Origin of the sequence: Aquisalimonas sp. 2447, assembly GCF_012044895.1 — a bacterium.
In the GTDB taxonomy this organism is placed as follows: domain Bacteria; phylum Pseudomonadota; class Gammaproteobacteria; order Nitrococcales; family Aquisalimonadaceae; genus Aquisalimonas.
In genome coordinates, this window is record NZ_CP050695.1 from 3,591,486 (window position 1) to 3,608,056 (window position 16,571).

Annotated in this window: 16 protein-coding genes; 9 read left to right on the forward strand and 7 right to left on the reverse strand. The window is 66.4% G+C overall.

The genetic code is table 11. The features are described 5' to 3' along the window. Nucleotide 1 precedes the first annotated feature (1 nt). Both KU884_RS17020 and KU884_RS17025 read right to left on the reverse strand, forming a co-directional pair. Nucleotides 2-1,660: an FAD-binding dehydrogenase gene (locus KU884_RS17020; RefSeq protein WP_167783729.1), complete on the reverse strand. Its 1,659-nt coding sequence runs from the start codon at nucleotides 1,658-1,660 to the stop codon at nucleotides 2-4. Between the two features lie 79 nt (nucleotides 1,661-1,739). Continuing rightward, the gene (locus tag KU884_RS17025) at nucleotides 1,740-2,186 is read right to left on the reverse strand and encodes a nucleoside 2-deoxyribosyltransferase (protein ID WP_167783730.1); all 447 of its coding nucleotides are present in this window, start codon (nucleotides 2,184-2,186) and stop codon (nucleotides 1,740-1,742) included. Between the two features lie 165 nt (nucleotides 2,187-2,351). Between KU884_RS17025 and KU884_RS17030 the strand changes: the two genes are divergently transcribed. After that, nucleotides 2,352-3,383, forward strand: coding sequence for a GGDEF domain-containing protein (locus tag KU884_RS17030; RefSeq protein WP_167783731.1), 1,032 nt, complete (start codon nucleotides 2,352-2,354; stop codon nucleotides 3,381-3,383). A 25-nt stretch (nucleotides 3,384-3,408) separates the two neighbouring features. Here KU884_RS17030 and KU884_RS17035 read toward each other — a convergent pair whose 3' ends face one another. The 4 genes from KU884_RS17035 to KU884_RS17050 all read right to left on the reverse strand — a co-directional run bounded on the left by KU884_RS17035 (nucleotide 3,409) and on the right by KU884_RS17050 (nucleotide 8,390). Next, nucleotides 3,409-4,056: a DUF2931 family protein gene (locus KU884_RS17035; RefSeq protein ID WP_167783732.1), complete on the reverse strand. Its 648-nt coding sequence runs from the start codon at nucleotides 4,054-4,056 to the stop codon at nucleotides 3,409-3,411. After that, the gene (locus KU884_RS17040) at nucleotides 4,053-5,930 is read right to left on the reverse strand and encodes a phospholipase effector Tle1 domain-containing protein (RefSeq protein ID WP_167783733.1); all 1,878 of its coding nucleotides are present in this window, start codon (nucleotides 5,928-5,930) and stop codon (nucleotides 4,053-4,055) included. Before KU884_RS17040 ends, KU884_RS17035 begins: the two co-directional genes overlap by 4 nt. 23 nt (nucleotides 5,931-5,953) lie before the next feature. Continuing rightward, nucleotides 5,954-7,690, reverse strand: a complete 1,737-nt coding sequence (locus tag KU884_RS17045) for a type VI secretion system Vgr family protein (protein ID WP_167783734.1) — start codon at nucleotides 7,688-7,690, stop codon at nucleotides 5,954-5,956. Nucleotides 7,691-7,823: 133 nt separating this feature from the next. Beyond that, nucleotides 7,824-8,390, reverse strand: a complete 567-nt coding sequence (locus KU884_RS17050) for a DUF2452 domain-containing protein (RefSeq protein ID WP_167783735.1) — start codon at nucleotides 8,388-8,390, stop codon at nucleotides 7,824-7,826. 176 nt (nucleotides 8,391-8,566) lie between these two features. Between KU884_RS17050 and KU884_RS17055 the strand changes: the two genes are divergently transcribed. From KU884_RS17055 to KU884_RS17090, 8 genes are all read left to right on the forward strand, one after another. After that, a complete protein-coding gene (locus KU884_RS17055) occupies nucleotides 8,567-9,466 on the forward strand; it encodes an SMP-30/gluconolactonase/LRE family protein (protein WP_167783736.1) in 900 nt (299 codons plus the stop codon). Nucleotides 9,467-9,478: 12 nt separating this feature from the next. Next, nucleotides 9,479-9,676, forward strand: a complete 198-nt coding sequence (locus tag KU884_RS17060; protein ID WP_167783737.1) for a DUF2905 domain-containing protein — start codon at nucleotides 9,479-9,481, stop codon at nucleotides 9,674-9,676. A gap of 234 nt (nucleotides 9,677-9,910) precedes the next feature. Next, on the forward strand, nucleotides 9,911-10,192 hold the full coding sequence (locus KU884_RS17065) for a type II toxin-antitoxin system Phd/YefM family antitoxin (RefSeq protein WP_167783738.1): 282 nt from the start codon (nucleotides 9,911-9,913) through the stop codon (nucleotides 10,190-10,192). Then, nucleotides 10,189-10,491 carry a type II toxin-antitoxin system RelE/ParE family toxin gene (locus KU884_RS17070; RefSeq protein ID WP_167783739.1) on the forward strand — a complete coding sequence of 101 codons (303 nt, stop codon included), beginning with the start codon at nucleotides 10,189-10,191 and terminating at the stop codon, nucleotides 10,489-10,491. Before KU884_RS17065 ends, KU884_RS17070 begins: the two co-directional genes overlap by 4 nt. Nucleotides 10,492-11,085: 594 nt before the next feature. Next, complete coding sequence (locus KU884_RS17075; RefSeq protein ID WP_167783740.1) at nucleotides 11,086-12,318, forward strand: porin; 1,233 nt, start codon at nucleotides 11,086-11,088, stop codon at nucleotides 12,316-12,318. A 161-nt stretch (nucleotides 12,319-12,479) separates the two neighbouring features. Then, entirely contained in the window at nucleotides 12,480-13,103 is a 624-nt protein-coding gene (locus KU884_RS17080; protein ID WP_167783741.1) for an outer membrane beta-barrel protein, read from the forward strand. A 75-nt stretch (nucleotides 13,104-13,178) separates the two neighbouring features. Beyond that, nucleotides 13,179-14,129, forward strand: coding sequence for a hypothetical protein (locus tag KU884_RS17085; RefSeq protein WP_167783742.1), 951 nt, complete (start codon nucleotides 13,179-13,181; stop codon nucleotides 14,127-14,129). A 218-nt stretch (nucleotides 14,130-14,347) separates the two neighbouring features. Beyond that, on the forward strand, nucleotides 14,348-14,833 hold the full coding sequence (locus tag KU884_RS17090) for a transposase (protein WP_167783743.1): 486 nt from the start codon (nucleotides 14,348-14,350) through the stop codon (nucleotides 14,831-14,833). A 192-nt stretch (nucleotides 14,834-15,025) separates the two neighbouring features. Here the strand turns inward: KU884_RS17090 and rho are convergent, their stop codons facing one another. Then, nucleotides 15,026-16,282 (reverse strand): transcription termination factor Rho, encoded by a 1,257-nt coding sequence (rho, locus tag KU884_RS17095; protein ID WP_167783744.1) that lies wholly within the window; start codon nucleotides 16,280-16,282, stop codon nucleotides 15,026-15,028. Between the last annotated feature and the right edge of the window lie 289 nt (nucleotides 16,283-16,571).

Sequence of the window (16,571 nt, forward strand, 5' to 3'; positions counted from 1 at the left end):
TCTATGCCAGCGCCACCGCCAGCGCACGGCCGGCGGCGCGCCCGGAAAACAGGCACCCCCCCAGGAAGGTGCCTTCCAGCGACCGGTACCCGTGCATGCCACCGCCGCCGAAGCCGGCCGCCTCACCCACCGCGTAAAGGCCGGGCACCGGCGCGCCGTCGCTCCCCAGCACCCGCGCTTCCAGATCCGTCTCCAGGCCGCCCAGGGTCTTGCGTGTGAGGATATTCAGGCGCACGGCGATCAGCGGTCCGTGCTTCGGATCCATCATGCGGTGCGGGCGTGCCGTGCGGATGAGCTTGTCACCCAGGAACCGCCGCGCGTTGTGCATGGCCATGATCTGGAAGTCCTTGGTGAAGGGGTTGTCCAGCTCACGATCCCGCGCGGCGATCTCCGTCTCCAGCTCGCGGGCGTCCAGCAGGTGGTCGCCGGCAAGCGCGTTCATGCCCTCCACCAGCTGCGGCAGGGTGTCGCGGACGATGAAATCCTCGCCGTGCTCCTTGAACGCCTCCACCGGCCCGGTGGCCTTTCTGCCGACGGCGCGCCTGGCGGTCATGCGCCAGCTGCGGCCGGTGAGATCCGGGTTCTGCTCGGAGCCGGACAGGGCGAACTCCTTGCGGATGATGCTCTGATTGAGGATGAACCAGCTGTAGTCGTAGCCGCTGGCCATGATATGGGCGAGCTGCCCCAGGGTGTCGGAACCCGGGTACAGCGGCGCCGGAAACCGGCGCCCGCGGGCGTCGAACCACAGCGACGATGGGCCGGGCAGGATGCGGATGCCGTGCCGGGGCCAGATGGGGTTCCAGTTGCGCAGGCCCTCCACGTAGTGCCACATGCGGTCGCGGTTGACGATGCGCCCGCCGGCGGCTTCCGTGATGCCGAGCATGCGCCCGTCCACGTGGGCGGGCACGCCCGCGACCATGCGCCGCGGCGGCTGTCCCAGCCGCTCCGGCCAGTTGCGCCGAACCAGCTCGTGGTCGCCGCCGATGCCGCCGGCGGCGACGATCACCGCCTGGGCGCGGAGTTCGAAGGCATCCACCTCCGTGCGAGACGTCTGCTCGCCCCTGGAGGCATCATCCGGCTCCAGCACTGCACCGCGCACGCCGTCCACCGCGCCATCGGTGGTCAGTAGCTCATCGACCCGATGCCGGAAGCACAAACGGATCAGGCCTTTCTCGACAGCAGCCCGCACCCGCCGCTGGAAGGGCTCCACCAACCCGGGGCCGGTACCCCAGGTGATGTGGAACCGAGGTACCGAATTGCCGTGACCGGTGGCGTGATAACCGCCGCGTTCAGCCCAGCCCAGCACCGGGAAGCTGCGGTGGCCCATGGCACGCAGCCAGGCCCGCTTCTCGCCGGCGGCGAAATCAACATAGGCCTCCGCCCACTGCCGCGGCCAGTAATCCTCGGGCCGGTCGAAGCCCGCCGTGCCCAGCCAGTCCTGCCAGGCCAGCTCGCGGGAGTCCCGGATGCCCATGCGCCGCTGCTCGGGGGAGTCGACGAAGAACAGGCCGCCGAAGGACCAGTACGCCTGACCGCCCAGATTCTGCTCCGGCTCCTGGTCGACGATGATCACGCGGCGCCCGGCATCCGCCAGCTCCGCCGCCGCCACCAGCCCGGCCAGGCCGGCGCCCACCACGATCGCGTCCGCATCGAGACCCATGACGACTCCTCCATGTGTATGTTCTTTATCGCAGCATGGTGTCAGGCGCCAGCGGGAGCCGCCAGCGCCGACGGCAACCTCAACCGCGCGGAGGCCGTACGGCCTCCAGGGCGGGGCCGATCCGGTCGGCCAGGGTCGTCAGCGCGTCCACCGGCTCCAGCACCAGGGTGCGGCAGACATTACTCAGCATCAGGTTGAGGCCGCGGTCCTCGCCGCCGCGGAAGTCGGTGCGGACCCCCACCACCGGAACCCCCCGGGCATAAGCGTAACCGAGCTCCAGGCTGGTGCCGGAATCCGCGTCGGGACCGTCCAGGATCGCCAGCACCGCGTCGCTGGCATCGATCATGGCCAGGCAGTCTTCGAACATCCGCTCCGACCAGTCCTCACGATCCAGGAACTGCGACGCGCGCTCCTGCGGCAGCACGAACTCGGCGTCGCCCAGGCGCTCGCCGAGGGCGTCGGCCAGCTCCCGGTTGAACCGCTTCTCCGCCAGACTGAATAGTGCACCGGCGTAATAGATACGCATGCTTCAGGCCTCCTGCAGCGACTTTGGGAGCCAGGGAGCATACGCCTTCGTACGGCCACGATTCCACGCTTGCAGTGCGGACCTGAATACAGGAACATTCAGGACAGATTCCCGCGACCCCGGGGCAGGTCGATCCGCCGAACGCCCCACTGGCAGGAGACCAGCGTGCCGCCCCTTCACCAACTGAATGATGCCGATCCGCTCGCCATTCTGGGCGCGCAGGACGGCTGGAAACTGATACAGGCCCTCTGGGCGCATTTCCCGGAGAACATGTTCGTCATCGGCATGCGCGACGACGGCTTCGTCATCGAGGCCATCAACCCGGCGCAACACGCCATGCTGGAGCTGCCCCTGGAGCAGTGCCTGAACCGGCCCCTGGAGTGCCTGTTCCCCGAGGAAACCGCGGCGCAGCTCAGCGCCAACTATCGGCGCTGCATCGAGGCCGGTGAGCCCCTCCGCTACGAGGAGCGAGGCGTCTACCTGGGAGCCGACGGCTGCCAGCGCGAGGGCAACTGGCTAACCCTGCTGGTGCCCGTGCGCAGTGACGACGGCGCCATCCGCCGGCTGTTCGGCGTGTCCCAGAACGTCACGGACATCTACCGCGCGCGGCAGGCCCTGGAGGAGCAGAACCAGCGACTGGAGCAGCGCGTGGCAGAGCGCACCCGGGAGCTGGAGGAACTGAACCGCCAGCTGGAGGAACTCGCCAGCCGCGACGGCCTCACCAACACGCTCAACCGCCGCGTGCTCTACCGTATCGCCGGCGAGGAGTTCCAGCGCGCGCGACGCTACGACACGCCGCTATCCGCCCTGATGCTGGACGTGGACGAGTTCAAGACCTTCAACGAGGTGCACGGGCACCACTACGGCGACGCCGTCCTTCTGGACGTGGTTCGCACTCTGGAGGGCGCACTGCGGGAGTCGGACCGGCTCGGCCGGGTGGGCGGCGACGAATTCGTGGTCCTGCTACCCGGCGTCCACCTCCACGAAGCCCTGCAGACCGCCGAGCGTCTGCGCGCCCTGATCCACGACCGCAGCCATTGCTCCATCAGCCTCGGGGCCGCCAGCCTCGAGCCCGGGGACACCACCATCGAGGTGCTGTTCAAGCGCGCGGATGACGCCCTGCGCGCCTCCAAGCGCCAGGGCCGCAACCGGGCCACCCCGGCCGCGCAGGGTGTCGGGCAGGCGCAGTCGCTCTGAGCCAGCGCCCGCGCCACCGAATCCATCACTCGGCGGACATCACCTCGGCAGGCATGCGCCCAAGCTCGATGCGACGCTGCGTGCGTTGCTCGTAGCGCCCGGCATCTCCGTCGACCTCCTCGGCCTGGCCCTCGCGGACGATGGGAAAGTAGAGCGGCTCGTCCTCGTCACAGAACGGGCCTCCGCACCACACCTCCCACCACAACCGCGCTCGACCGTCTCCGGAGTACCCCGCAAGCAGCATGTGCTGGTAGTGCTGACTGCGCGGGTAGTCCCGGTACCACTGCCGCACACGCTCCTCCAGGTCCTCCGGCAACGCGATGTCGAGTTCGTAGAACGTCTGCTCGCGAAACGAGAACCAGCGGGCGTACCACGTCTCCGGCACCGGCGTACCTCTCAGCGACAGTATCCCTCCGCCGGAGGGCGGTTCCTCCCATGAGACCTCGCCAACCGACCCTCCCGAGAAACGGATCCAGCGACCGAAGATCTGATCTTCCACCCACACCGGGTAGCCAGGAGGACCGCCACTGGTGGCGAGGGAGTACGGATACTGCCGTGGCTCCTGGTATTTCCCCCACCCCCACCAGCCCAGCCACACAAGCCCCACCGCCAGCATCAGCAGAAGAACCACGTGCCCCGGCCCCATCCGGGCACGCCACTCGGCCAGCCTCACTTCAACGCCTCCCGCTGCCGCCGCAGCATGGCATCCTGCTCCCGGATCAACGCCTTCTCCTCCTCGCTGAAACGCTCCGGGTAGTCACGGATCACCCGCGGCTCGGGCGCTCCCGAGGCCGGCAACAATGCCCCTTCCGGGGTGTTGGCGTGCACCACCCGCTGCATGTCCGGCGTCGGGGCATTCACCACCTCGTCGAAGCGGTGCGAGGTGTGGATGTAGTGCCCCAGCAGCCACCGCTCCCGCGCTTCATCCAGTGGCTCGCCGGCGTTCTGCCAGACCTCCAGGGCCCATTGGAAGTGCTGCGGCAGGCGGTAGCCGGACTCGGAGTCATCCATATCATCCAGCGGCACACCGACGCCTTTCGCCTCGTCGTACATCCGGTGCAGGTAATAGATTGAGAGCGCCTTATGGGTATGACGCTGCTCCGTTCGCACCTCGATCAGTTCCGAACCCAAGGCGTAGAGGGTGTGCCCCTCGCGCTCCGCCCGATGTTGAATGATCTGCCTGCGGTCTCGCTCCCACGGGGCCACCGGATGCCGGGCGACGAGGACGGGGACATGCTCGATATTGTCACTGTCCTCCACCGGGTTCTCGTAGCCACCACCCACGTTGGCGTGCACGCCGGGCACTGCGATCTCGGTGAAGTTGTCCGGCAGGTTGCCGTCGGCATCCGCGATGCGCGTCAGCGGGAAAAAGCGGCGGATCTCGTGGTGGGCGGTGAAATGCACCACCCGCTCGGCGCTGCCCGCACCCAGGTTGAGATTGAACGCGCCATGACGCCCGTTGGCCGGCCAGTAGAGACTGGCCACGGTATCGAACAGGCCCACGAAGCGCACCTCCATGGGGATCTCGTGGGGCCAGCGGTCCGGGTGCCAGTCGGTGGGCGCACCCGTGCCCAGCACGTTCACCAGGTGGCGGGCTATCGCGGCACCCCGACTGAAGCCGAACACGTCGAACACCACGCGCTCGTGCTGGTCCGGATCCAGACGGCGCCGAATGTCCTGCATCGCATCATCAACACGCGCACGTGCGCCGGTGCCCCCGATCCCCATTGCGCCACCGGGGGCGTCGGTATCCGCTTCGATCTCGCCGTTGTCATCGAGTTCTCCGGGCTCTATGCCGACTCCCGGGACGTACACGCGCTCTTTACGTCCTTCTTCCTGATCGTAGAGATCATGGAGTTTCACAACGTTGGATACATCGCGGTCCGAACGATTGCGATCCACCTCCTGATGCTGCCAGGTGCCGTCACAGAACACGCCGATGTAGAGCGTCTCCTTGACGATCTCCTCCTCTTCTTCCTCTTCCACTGGCAACGCATCCCGTTGTGCCGCCTTAAGTGCGTCCGGCACCTCGGCGGTGTCGGGCGTGGGCGGGTGCTTGGAGCGCAATTCCTTCTTGTAGAACGCTTTCCAGGACGCGAACCACCCCGCCTCGCCACGGAACTCGAAGGCCACCTCGGCGGCGAGACGCTGCTCGATGTGCCGGGTGAAGCCCTTCATCGGGGTCTGGAAGATGCGTTGGGTCAGTGCCCTGGCCTCGCCGGGGGCAAGCTGGTTTTCGACGTGGGTGTTGTCACCGATGCGCACGTTCGGTGAGCCGCTGATGATGGTGCCGCCGCAGTGGATGGCGTCACCCATGCGGGCCGCCGGCAGGCCGTTGATCCGCACCGCCTTCGAGCCTTCGGCCACAAAGCGGTTGTGGGTGCTGGCACCGGACTTGGTGTGGGGCACGGCCTCGTCGGTGACCCGCGCCGCCGGCTGGCCGTTGACGGTCACATTGGGGCTGCCCGTCATCACCGGCGTTGCCGGGTAGCCGTCATGCGGACCGGCCTGGTCCTTGAGTGCGCGGGCCGCTGGCTTTCCTGCCATGGGCACTCCTTGGGGTCACCCCTTCAGCTGTTGAGATCCGTCTGCGAGGTGGCCACGTCCAGCTTGACGCCGTTGATGGTCACACCACCGTTGTCGATGACCACACTGTTGCCGCCCACCGCGAGTTCGATCCGATCGTCGGCGGAGACCTTCACCGCACCACCAACGGTGTCGGTGACGTTATTGGCCACGCGTCGGTTGATATCGTTCTTGATGTTCACGGTGAGATCCTTCTCCGCCTGCAGGAACACCTCCTCGCTGCCCTTGGCATCGTCGAAGCGCAGTTCGTTGGCCTCATCCGGGTTGCCACCCTTGGTGGAGCGGGTGCGGATGCCGGAGCGGGTGGGTTCATTCGCGTACGGCGGGCGGTGGCCCGGGTGGTAGAGCGCGCCCATGACGAACGGGCGGTCCGGGTGGCCGTTCTCGAAGGCCACCACCACTTCCTGGCCCACCCGGGGGAGGAAGTGCATGCCAAAGCCCGGGCCGGCGACACCCTGCATCACCCGCAGCCAGCAGCTGCTGCGCTCGTTGTGCGCACCGTGGCGGTCCCAGTGGAACTGCACGCGGACGCGCCCGAGTGCGTCGGTGTGGATCTCGGCCCCCTCGGGGCCGGTGACCACGGCAGTCTGCAGGCTGGCGATGGTGGGCCGCTCGCCCTCGGGGTAGACCAGCCGGCCCACGGGGACTGCCTCGATGGCGGTGGTCACGCCCCGGTCGTTGTGGGCACTGAGCTCCACCGCGGTGAGGGTGAACTCTTCGCCGGGGGCGGGGCCGTCCTCGCCCCCGGGGCCGGTGACGGTAACGTTGTGGCCGGTCTGCAGGAAGCGGTAGTCACCGCTGGCGGTGATCACGTCCTGGCGCTGCGCGCAGCGGTTCATGGCCACCCGGGCCACATGGTCACCCTCGGCGGGGTCGTCGAACTCCTCGTTGTAGGCGACGCTGTCGAGATGCTCCACCCCGGCGAGCTGCTGGACGGCGTCCGGCGCCTGCGCCTCGGCGGTCTGCGCCACGGGGTCGGTGTAGTTGTAGGTGACGTGGGTGGTCGCCCCGCCGGTAAGTTGCTCCTCCCGGCGCCAGCCGGTGAGGGCGTCATGGTCCACCGTCTCGCCGCTGCGCACCACCAGCTCGCGCTGCTCCAGCGGCGGGCACAGCCAGCCGTCGTCGATGAAGTGCACGGTGTGGGCGCCGTTGTCGTGGGTGGTGTAGTAGGCAATGCCCGCGCGCCGGCAGAGGCGGTCGAGGAAGTTGCGGGTGGTCTCGTTGTACTGCACCAGGAAGCGGCGCTCGGCGTGGGCACCGAAATCCACCTTGCTGAAATCCGCGCCGCCGACGCCGCTCCACTCACCGCACACCGCCTCCAGCACCTCGGGGATGGACTGGTTCTGGAACACCCGGCAGTCGGTGACCTGCTCCAGCAGCCACAGCCAGGAGACCACGGTGAGCCGGTAGATACTGCGCTGGTCGTCGCGCACCCGCCCCTGCGGACGCAGGCTGCTGACGATGCCGTTGAAATACCGCACCCCGCCCTCGCCGTGCTCGGGCGTGGACTGGGCGAGATCGAACGTCACCGGCGTGCCCACCAGATCACTGGCCGTCAGATCGTGGCGGGTCTCGGAGTAGGCGGTCAGGGTGTAGCTAAAGCCGCCGGAGAGCGTCTCCGCGCCCTGGAACCCCTCGGCGATCAGGACATCATCACCGAGATGCGTCTGGATGCGATGCAGCAGAGTGGTCTGGCTCGAGCGCGCGTCGGCGAGCGACATGGGCAACCTCCGTGTGCCGGGGCATGCATACTCCCTATGCATGGTGGTCTGGGAAACGGCTAAGCCGTTATGCCGGAATTCTGTTCCGTGCACCCGAGACTGTCAATGACCGCCGGCGCCCGGGCGCCCCGGATCACTCCTCCTGGTGGGTCAGCAGGCCGCGGGCTTCATTGTAGGTGAGCTCGCGGATACCGGACTGCTCCATGGAGGCCCCCAGGGAGTTGGCGAGACCGTAGGCGTAAGCGCGCTGGTAGAAAGGCAGGCGGGATTCGTGGACCGGCAGCGCATCCTCCAGGGAGTCCGCCGACTCCAGCGTTTCCTCGAAGTGCGCGCGTTTGGCCTCCAGGTAGTGCATGAAGGTCTCGTCACTGGCCACGGCGTCGGCCAGCATCAGCGTCCAGCTCATGTCGTCCTGCAGTTCGCACTCGCCGATGTAGCGTCCGTACACCACCGGCGACCACTCCTGGGGCGGAATGTGGGAGAGCCAGAAGCGCCCGTCTTTCTGGTACATCCAGTACGGCCGGCCCACCACCGGCTGGAAGCCGAAATCGCTCTCCAGCACGAACAGCGAGGTGAACAGCTCCAGCGAGACCTGTTCGATGTGCTTGGGCGGCACCGCCAGCGCGGCTTGCTGGCCCTCGGCCAGGGCGGCGAGAACCGGCACCTGCCCTTTACCGTCGGGATTGGGGTTTTCTGCCATGACGTCTCGTATTGTACAAGCGCTGCACAAATGGGTATCAGGAGTTTACTCAAGAGACCATGTCTTGTCACAGCCGCGTGGACATGCTCGCCCCACACACCCCACCGCCTTGTCTCCAGGGGACGCGTTGGTTAGCGTCGGTGGATTGAAGGGGAGCCAAACCACGGGGGCCAACCATGTCACACCGGCTACACACGCTCATGACCGGCGGCGATTTCTTCGAAGGGCCGCGCTGGCGCCGCGGCCGGTGGTGGGTGTCCGACTTCTACCGCCACGGCGTCTACACCGTCACCCCCGATGGCGAGGCGGAGAAGATCCTGGACGTACCCGGGCAGCCCTCGGGCCTGGGCTGGATGCCCGACGGCTCGCTGCTGGTGGTCTCCATGCGGGATCGTCAGCTGCTGCGCCGGTGGCCGGACGGCCAGGTCACCACCCACGCCGATCTCTCCGCACACGCCCCCTGGCACTGCAACGACATGGTGGTGGACGGCCACGGCCGCGCCTGGGTGGGCAACTTCGGCTTCGACATGATGAGCGGCGCCAACCCGGTCACCACCTGCCTGCTGCGGGTGGACCCGGACGGCAGCGTCACCGAGGTGGCCGACGGGCTCGCCTTCCCCAACGGCGCGGTCATCAGTCCCGATGGCCGCGCGTTGATCGTCGGCGAATCCATGGCCGGCCGGCTGACCGCCTTCACCATCGGCCAGGACGGCGCCCTGGCCGACCGTCGCGTCCACGCGCAGCTCGGCAAGGCGCCGCCCCTGACCAGCGCAGAGGAGACCATGGCCGGCCTCACGCTGGCGCCGGACGGCTGCTGCCTGGACGCCAAGGAGCACATCTGGGTGGCCGACGCCCTGGGCGGCGGCTGCATGCGGGTGGCACCCGGGGGTGACATCGCCGAGACCATCGAACCGCCGGAGGGGCAGAGCTTCTTCGCCTGCATGCTCGGCGGCCCCGAGGGGCGCACCCTGCTGCTGTGCTGCGCACCGGACTCCAGCGAGCACCGCCGTGCCGGTGCCGGCGAGGCGACCCTGCTCACCTGTGAAGTAGACACGCCCCACGCCGGGTATCCGTAGGGGCTGGTTGCCATGCAGCGCATCCTCATCATCACCGGGATCCTGATCCTCGTGGTCGGCCTGCTCTGGCCCTGGCTCGCCAACCTGGGCCTCGGCCGCCTGCCCGGAGACATCCTCATCCAGCGCGACGGCTTCACCTTCTACTTCCCCATCACCACCATGCTCATCGTCAGCGCCGTTCTCACCCTCATCTTCTGGCTCTTCCGGTAGTAGCGGGGCGTAGGGCGGACCTTCAGGTCCGCCAATCGGGCTCCACTGAACCACCGAAGCTTGCATATCCTTCGACGGCGGACCTGAAGGTCCGCCCTACCATGCTGAACCGAGGCCACCATGGTGCATCAGGATGCACTCGACGCATTGTATGCTCCTTCCTTGAACAGCTTGCCCCGCCCCGGGCCATGCAGTACTTTCGAACGTACATTTAAACGTACCGAGGTAGCTTCCATGTCAAGGGTTCGCGTCGATGAAGATATCCGCCCCCTGTCCGAATTCCGCGCAGGGGTGGCCACGTTCGTAAAGCAGCTCCACGAAACCCGTCGACCCATGGTACTGACACAGCGAGGTCGTGGCGTTGCCGTACTGGTGGATGTGCACGAGTACGAGAAGATGCAGGAACGCCTGGAAATACTGGAAGAGGTGTACAAGGCGGAAGAACAGATCGCCTCCGGGGAGGGCATCGCGCATGAAGACGCGAAGGCGCAGGTTCTGAGCGGGCTGCGCCGGTGAAGATCGTCTGGTCCCCGCTTGCGCTGGAGCGTGTCGAGGATATCGCTCGGTATATTGCGGAAGACAACCCGGATGCAGCGGTGCGGTGGGTTGAGGAACTGTTTGCCACCGTGGAGCGGTTAGCCGATTCTCCAAAAAGTGGACGTGTGGTTCCTGAAGTTGGCTCACCGCGCATAAGGGAGCTGATGTATGGAGCGTATCGGGTGATTTATGGCGCCAGAGATCAGGTTGACATCTTGACCGTGCGCCGGAGCAGTCAGTTGTTAAGGCTATCGGAGCTGGGTGATGAGGCAACATGACCAGCGGCTGCTCCATGGCGACCGATGTCCCGCCGCTTGGCGGCTCTCCAACCGGCACGTGAGCCGGATGATAGCCGCCTTCCCGGTCATCATTCGATGTAACACATCCCCCACCTGTTGCAACGCATCACAAGTCACCCTCGACGCAATGCCTGCAATGGCTATACTTTGACGTTGAACGACGACATCCGGGCCGATCACAACAAGCCAGTGGCGCGGAGCAGGCGAAAGGACAACAAGATCCTGGCAGTGCGGACATACGCAATCACCCGACTGCATACCGGCAACGACACCCCCGGCCATCACGCCGCATCGGCATCGTCGATTCGGGTGAATCACGTGTTGTGCACGCGCAACACACACTTAAAGTAATTTCTCATGTTTGTTGATTACAGCGAACTATTGTAGTACATAGGAACGTGTGTATGATGAACACAGCGTCGGGCTGAGGCGTTGCCTCTATACAACAAGCTCGAAGCGGTTACGGGTGGTGACACCCACCGGACCTGAGTGGGGGGTCCGGCGGCGGAGCAGGACGGCTTCGCCGAGGCGCCCACAGCAGTGCAAACCAAAAATCTCAAGGGGAATGCATCCATGAAAAAGGTAACTTCAGCTCTGGCACTCGCTGCCCTGGTGGGCACGCCCGCTGCCGCCATGGCGAACGTGGAATTCGGTGGTGATTTCGACGCGCTGTACTATAACGTGCAGGGCACCGGCGACCAGGCCACTGGTTTCGAGCAGCGCATGCGGCTTCAGAGCGCATTCGAAACTGACGGCGGCGTCTCGGCGCACGCGCGCTTGAACCTGTTCAATGATCGCTGGACCGGTGACGCCTCCGGCCAGAACCTGGACGAGGCCCCGTTCAACGGCCGAGGCAACCGCAACGTCGAACTGGATATGGCCTACGTGAGCATCCCCATGGCGGGTGGCAGCGTGAATATCGGCCGCCAGGCAGCCAACTGGAACCCGATGGGCCTCACGACCACCGACGACCGTCGTGACCGGATCAGCTACGTGCGTCCGCTGGGTGGCGGTCACACGGGTATCGTACTCTATGACCGTCGTCAGGCTCCTGACGACACAGTGCGGGAAGCGGACGGCAACCTCTTCGTCGGTGCCCTGCTCGGCCCACTGGCCGAGGGTGTACAGTACGGCTTCCTGGTTGGCCAGTTCACGGCCGGTGGTGGCGGCGCCGGTAGCGCCGTCGACGCCGACGGTAACCCGGTAGCCGGCTACGGTCTTCGTGGCGCCACCCTCCTGTCCCCTTACATTGAGGGCCAGGCGGGGGACTTTAACTACGGTGCCGGCTTCCACTATTTGGGTGATAGCCACGGGGGCGCCTTCACCGAGGACACTCTGGCCGGCTATGTCCATGGTGGCTTCCAGATGACCCCCGAGTTCAAGCTGGACGGTCAGATCTTCCACGCGGCCGATGGTGCCCTAGTCGCCGGTGGCTACGACACCTACTCCAGCCTGATCCACAACAGCCCGGATCACGACCAGTCCGCCACCCGGATCGGCGCGCTGAACCTCGGCGGTCTCGGCACCGAAGGCCAAGACGGCATCAGCCGGACCCTGGCCGCCACCCGCGGCACCTTCGAGATGATGGACTGGACCTTTATCGGCGCCCTGGGCTGGGTCAACTACGACAACGAAGATGCTGGTGGGCTGGATGAAGACGTGGTATTCGTCGACGCCCAGGCGCACTATCAGCTGACGCCGTCCACCAAGGTGTTCGCCACCGCCGGCTACGCCGACGTGGACGAAGATCAGTTCGGTCGTGACAACTTCTTCGCCAGCAGCCTGAACCTGAACGTCCAGTTCTAAAGGCCGGGCAGCTCATTGAGAGTTGAAAAAGGGCGCCCACGGGCGCCTTTTTTTCGCATTGATCCTGTCTCCGCGCTATTACAGGTTGGCGGGAGGAGCAGAGCTGCATAAGCTCCAGCATGGTGTTCATCACAACCGAATTCACAGCGTGGTTATCCGCCATGGCCAGGCACATTCGATACTCCGGCGCGACACTACTGCTCGCAGTCCCCCTGACCGCCACCGCCCACGCGGGAGACTGGTCCGGCCCTTATGCGGGCCTGGGCACCGGCTACCAGACCAGTGTGCTGGACGGCAGCGCCCGCCTGGGCAGCGACAGCCTGGGCCTGGATCTCGGCGCCTCCGGGGCGCTGCTCAGCGGCTACGGCGGCTACGGCTGGAGCCGCGGCAGTCTGTACCTGGGCGGCGAGGCCAATTACGGCTTCAGCGCGCTTGAGGGGCAGTTCCGCCTGGATGACCGCGAGATCGACTACCGCGGCCGCGACACCTGGGGCATCTCCGGTGTCATGGGCGGACTGCTCAACCCGGACACCCTCCTGTACGGTCGTGCCGGCTATCAGCAGCGGCGGCAGGACCTAAGCCTCCCGGGCTTCCGCAGCGAGGACTGGACCGACGGCCTGCGCCTGGGCGCTGGCGCCGAGTTCCGGCTCTGGGGCAGCGGCAGCCTCCGCCTGGAGTACAGCCAGGTCTGGCACGAGGAGGCCGGCGGCGCCGGCAACGGCGACGAGATCGACTACCGCGCCCGCGAGCAATGGTTCGAAGCCGGGGGTATCCTGCGGTTCTGAAACACCCCCGTTGCCTCCCGGCCCGGGGTTTCCTATCCTCGTTCGCTGTAACCGAATCCGCCAATGGAGCTCCCCATGAAGCAGCGCCCCGTGCTCACCGCCGGCACCCTTGTTCTTGCCGCCGCCTTCCTGGCCGGCTGCGCCACCGACGACGGCATGACCGACGAGGACCGCGACCGTTACCGCGAGGCCTTCGGCCTGGAGCACGAAGACTGGTCCGACCGCCCCAGCCTGTTCCGTGACCTGTTCGGCCGGGATGCCGATGACGAAGCCGCCGACGACGAGCGCATTGCCCAACTGGAGGAGGCCATCCGGGAACTGGAGGAACAGCGCAGCACCCGCACCGGTGACCGCGAACCGGTGGCCACAGACACCCCGCGCCAGCGCGTGGGCCTGTTGCTCGACGGTGATGCCGACGGCCTCAGGTCCGCATTCCGCGACGTGGCGCCGGATCATCCCATCGTGCTGCTGGATGATGACGCCACGCGGGAGAGCCTGAGCGAAGCCGGCTGCGACGTGGACGATCTCGCGGCCTGTGCGGGGGATCTGGCGGTCTACCCGGGGTTGCGGACGGTGCTGACCATCGAGGCGGACGGCAACCAGCTGCGGTGGCACAGCTACGACGTGGTCCTGGACTACCGGCACACCACCCGGGACAGCGAACTCCCCGAGGTGGATGGCGCCGTCCCGGAGGCCGCCTGGCGCACCTTCGCCGACCAGGCCCTGATCGCCACCGTGGACCGCCTGGACGCCGCCCCCTGGCACGCCCGGGCCTTCAGCCAGGAAGGCGACGGCTGGGCCATCAACGCCGGCCGCGCCAGCGGCCTGGAAACGGGAGACCGCCTGGCCGTCCGCGGCGAGCCCAGCATCATCCGCAACCCCAGCGACCGCCCCGTGGGCTGGCGGCCCGGTGCGCGCAAGGGTGTGGTGGAAGTCGTCGAGTTCGCCGGTGATGACATTGCCGTGGTGGAGCTCGTCGACGGGGACGGACCCACGGAAACGGATGTGCTGGTGATGGAGGAATAGTCCTCCCGGGTATCGCGACTGACGTCGCTCCCACACGGGAAACGTCGAATCGGGGCCAGGCTTCGCGACTGACGTCGCTCCCACAAGGAAAACGCTCGGTCAAAGCCACCCTGTGGGAGCGACGTCAGTCGCGATACCTTCCCAGAGCGTCAGTCACGACACCTAACCGGCCAAGTAGCCCCACAAACGCAATCTACGGATCCAGGGAAGGAACCGTCATGTCCCCAAGGCCACCCGGCCCCGGCTACCGCGCCCTGCGGCGCGGACGCGTCTCGCAGCCGGGCCAGTACTACCTGGTCACCACCGCGACGCACCAGCGGCGCCCGCTGTTCCATGACCTGAGGGCCGGGCGCTGTGTTGTCCGGGCGCTGCAGACTCTCGAACCCCTCGCCGAAACCAAGTGCTATGTCATCATGCCCGATCATTTGCACTGGCTCCTGAAACTGCGGGGCGGGACAACGCTCTCCGCCGCAGTGCAACGCGTGAAGGCCGGCTCGGCACGGGCCATCACTGCCCGGGCACCGCACTTGCGCCCCGTGTGGCAAGGCGGGTTTCACGATCACGCCGTTCGTCGCGAGGATGAACTTCGGGCGCTTGCCCGGTACGTCGTGGCAAACCCGCTGCGGGCGGGGCTGGTGGAGCGCATCGGTGAATATCCGCTGTGGGATGCAGTGTGGGTGGAGGATGGGCGGGGTGGTGGATAGATAGCCTGTGCTCTGGAATGTAATCGCGACTGACGTCGCTCCCACAAGGAAAGCGTTCGATCAAAGCCACCCTGTGGGAGCGACGTCAGTAGCGATTACATTCCAGAGCACAAGGCCACCCAACCGAAAAAAACGGCGCCCACACGGGGCGCCGCCTCTCCTCCTCCAGGTATTACTCCCGGTACTCGGTGGTCAGCGCTTCATGGATTCGAAGAATTCGCTGTTGACCTTGGTGTCCTTGAGCTTGTCCAGGACGAACTCGATGGCGGCGAGTTCGTCCATGGAATGCAGGACCTTGCGCAGGATCCAGATCTTCTGCAGCTCGTCCTGGGGCATCAGCAGCTCTTCGCGGCGGGTGCCGGAGCGGTTGATGTTGATGGCGGGGAAGATGCGCTTTTCGGCCACGCGGCGGTCCATGTGCACTTCCATGTTGCCGGTGCCCTTGAACTCCTCGTAGATGACCTCGTCCATGCGCGAGCCGGTCTCCACCAGCGCGGTGGCGAGGATGGTCAGGCTGCCGCCCTCTTCCACGTTGCGCGCGGCGCCGAAGAAGCGCTTGGGCCGGTGCAGGGCGTTGGCGTCGACGCCGCCGGTGAGCACCTTGCCGGAGGACGGCACCACGGTGTTGTAGGCGCGGGCCAGACGGGTGATGGAGTCCAGCAGGATGACCACATCGTGCTTGTGCTCCACCAGGCGCTTGGCCTTCTCGATGACCATTTCGGCCACCTGCACGTGGCGGCTGGCGGGTTCGTCGAAGGTGCTGGAGACCACTTCGCCGCGCACCGAGCGCGCCATCTCGGTGACCTCCTCCGGGCGCTCGTCGATGAGCAGCACGATGAGGTAGGCCTCGGGATTGTTGGCGGCGATGCTCTGGGCGATGTTCTGCAGCATCATCGTCTTACCCGCCTTGGGTGGCGACACGATGAGGCCGCGCTGGCCCTTGCCGATGGGCGCGCACATGTCGATGACACGGGCGGTGAGATCCTCGGTGCTGCCGTTGCCGCGCTCCAGCCGGAAGCGTTCGCGGGTGAACAGCGGCGTGAGGTTCTCGAACAGCACCTTGTGCTTGGCGTTCTCTGGCGGCTCGAAGTTGATCTCGCCGACCTTGAGCAGCGCGAAGTAGCGCTCGCCCTCCTTGGGCGGGCGGATCTTGCCGGAGATGGTGTCGCCGGTGCGCAGGCTGAAGCGACGGATCTGGCTGGGCGAGACGTAGATGTCGTCGGGGCCGGCCAGGTAGGAGCTGTCCGCCGAGCGCAGGAAGCCGAAGCCGTCCTGCAGGATCTCCAGCACCCCGTCCCCGTGGATGTCCTCGCCCTTCTTGGCGTGCGCCTTGAGCACGGCGAAGATCAGATCCTGCTTGCGTGAGCGGGCCATGCCCTCGATGCCGAATTCCTGGGCGAGGTCCAGGAGTTCCTTGGCGGGCATCTTCTTGAGTTCGGTCAGATTCATGGCGATTACTGTCAGTGAGTGTGCTTAAGTAGGGACGCGGGATGCGCCCGCCAGTGTCATGCGGATGTCCGCGACGGCGTTACCTGGAATGAGCGCCGGGCATTCTGCGAACCCACCGGGCCGGCCAACATGCTCTCAAACCTGCTTTGCTCGCGATTCCCCGGAATGGCAGCGATGCCCGTGGCGGCTGCGCAGGGCGGGGATCCCGCGCGCCATGCCCGGACCGGATTCGCTGCTGACAGGCCGCCTCGCCGTCGAGGCACATCCTGCTTCCAGAGTTCGGGTTGAG

What these genes read in the sequence shown, in the direction of transcription:
- KU884_RS17080 (WP_167783741.1), top strand. Translation starts at nt 12,480, where the DNA reads ATGGCCAGGCACATTCGATACTCCGGCGCGACACTACTGCTCGCAGTC.
- KU884_RS17065 (WP_167783738.1), top strand. Translation starts at nt 9,911, where the DNA reads ATGTCAAGGGTTCGCGTCGATGAAGATATCCGCCCCCTGTCCGAATTC.
- KU884_RS17040 (WP_167783733.1), bottom strand. Translation starts at nt 5,930, where the DNA reads ATGGCAGGAAAGCCAGCGGCCCGCGCACTCAAGGACCAGGCCGGTCCG.
- KU884_RS17045 (WP_167783734.1), bottom strand. Translation starts at nt 7,690, where the DNA reads ATGTCGCTCGCCGACGCGCGCTCGAGCCAGACCACTCTGCTGCATCGC.
- KU884_RS17020 (WP_167783729.1), bottom strand. Translation starts at nt 1,660, where the DNA reads ATGGGTCTCGATGCGGACGCGATCGTGGTGGGCGCCGGCCTGGCCGGG.
- KU884_RS17075 (WP_167783740.1), top strand. Translation starts at nt 11,086, where the DNA reads ATGAAAAAGGTAACTTCAGCTCTGGCACTCGCTGCCCTGGTGGGCACG.
- KU884_RS17055 (WP_167783736.1), top strand. Translation starts at nt 8,567, where the DNA reads ATGTCACACCGGCTACACACGCTCATGACCGGCGGCGATTTCTTCGAA.
- KU884_RS17090 (WP_167783743.1), top strand. Translation starts at nt 14,348, where the DNA reads ATGTCCCCAAGGCCACCCGGCCCCGGCTACCGCGCCCTGCGGCGCGGA.
- KU884_RS17085 (WP_167783742.1), top strand. Translation starts at nt 13,179, where the DNA reads ATGAAGCAGCGCCCCGTGCTCACCGCCGGCACCCTTGTTCTTGCCGCC.
- KU884_RS17025 (WP_167783730.1), bottom strand. Translation starts at nt 2,186, where the DNA reads ATGCGTATCTATTACGCCGGTGCACTATTCAGTCTGGCGGAGAAGCGG.
- rho (WP_167783744.1), bottom strand. Translation starts at nt 16,282, where the DNA reads ATGAATCTGACCGAACTCAAGAAGATGCCCGCCAAGGAACTCCTGGAC.
- KU884_RS17060 (WP_167783737.1), top strand. Translation starts at nt 9,479, where the DNA reads ATGCAGCGCATCCTCATCATCACCGGGATCCTGATCCTCGTGGTCGGC.
- KU884_RS17050 (WP_167783735.1), bottom strand. Translation starts at nt 8,390, where the DNA reads ATGGCAGAAAACCCCAATCCCGACGGTAAAGGGCAGGTGCCGGTTCTC.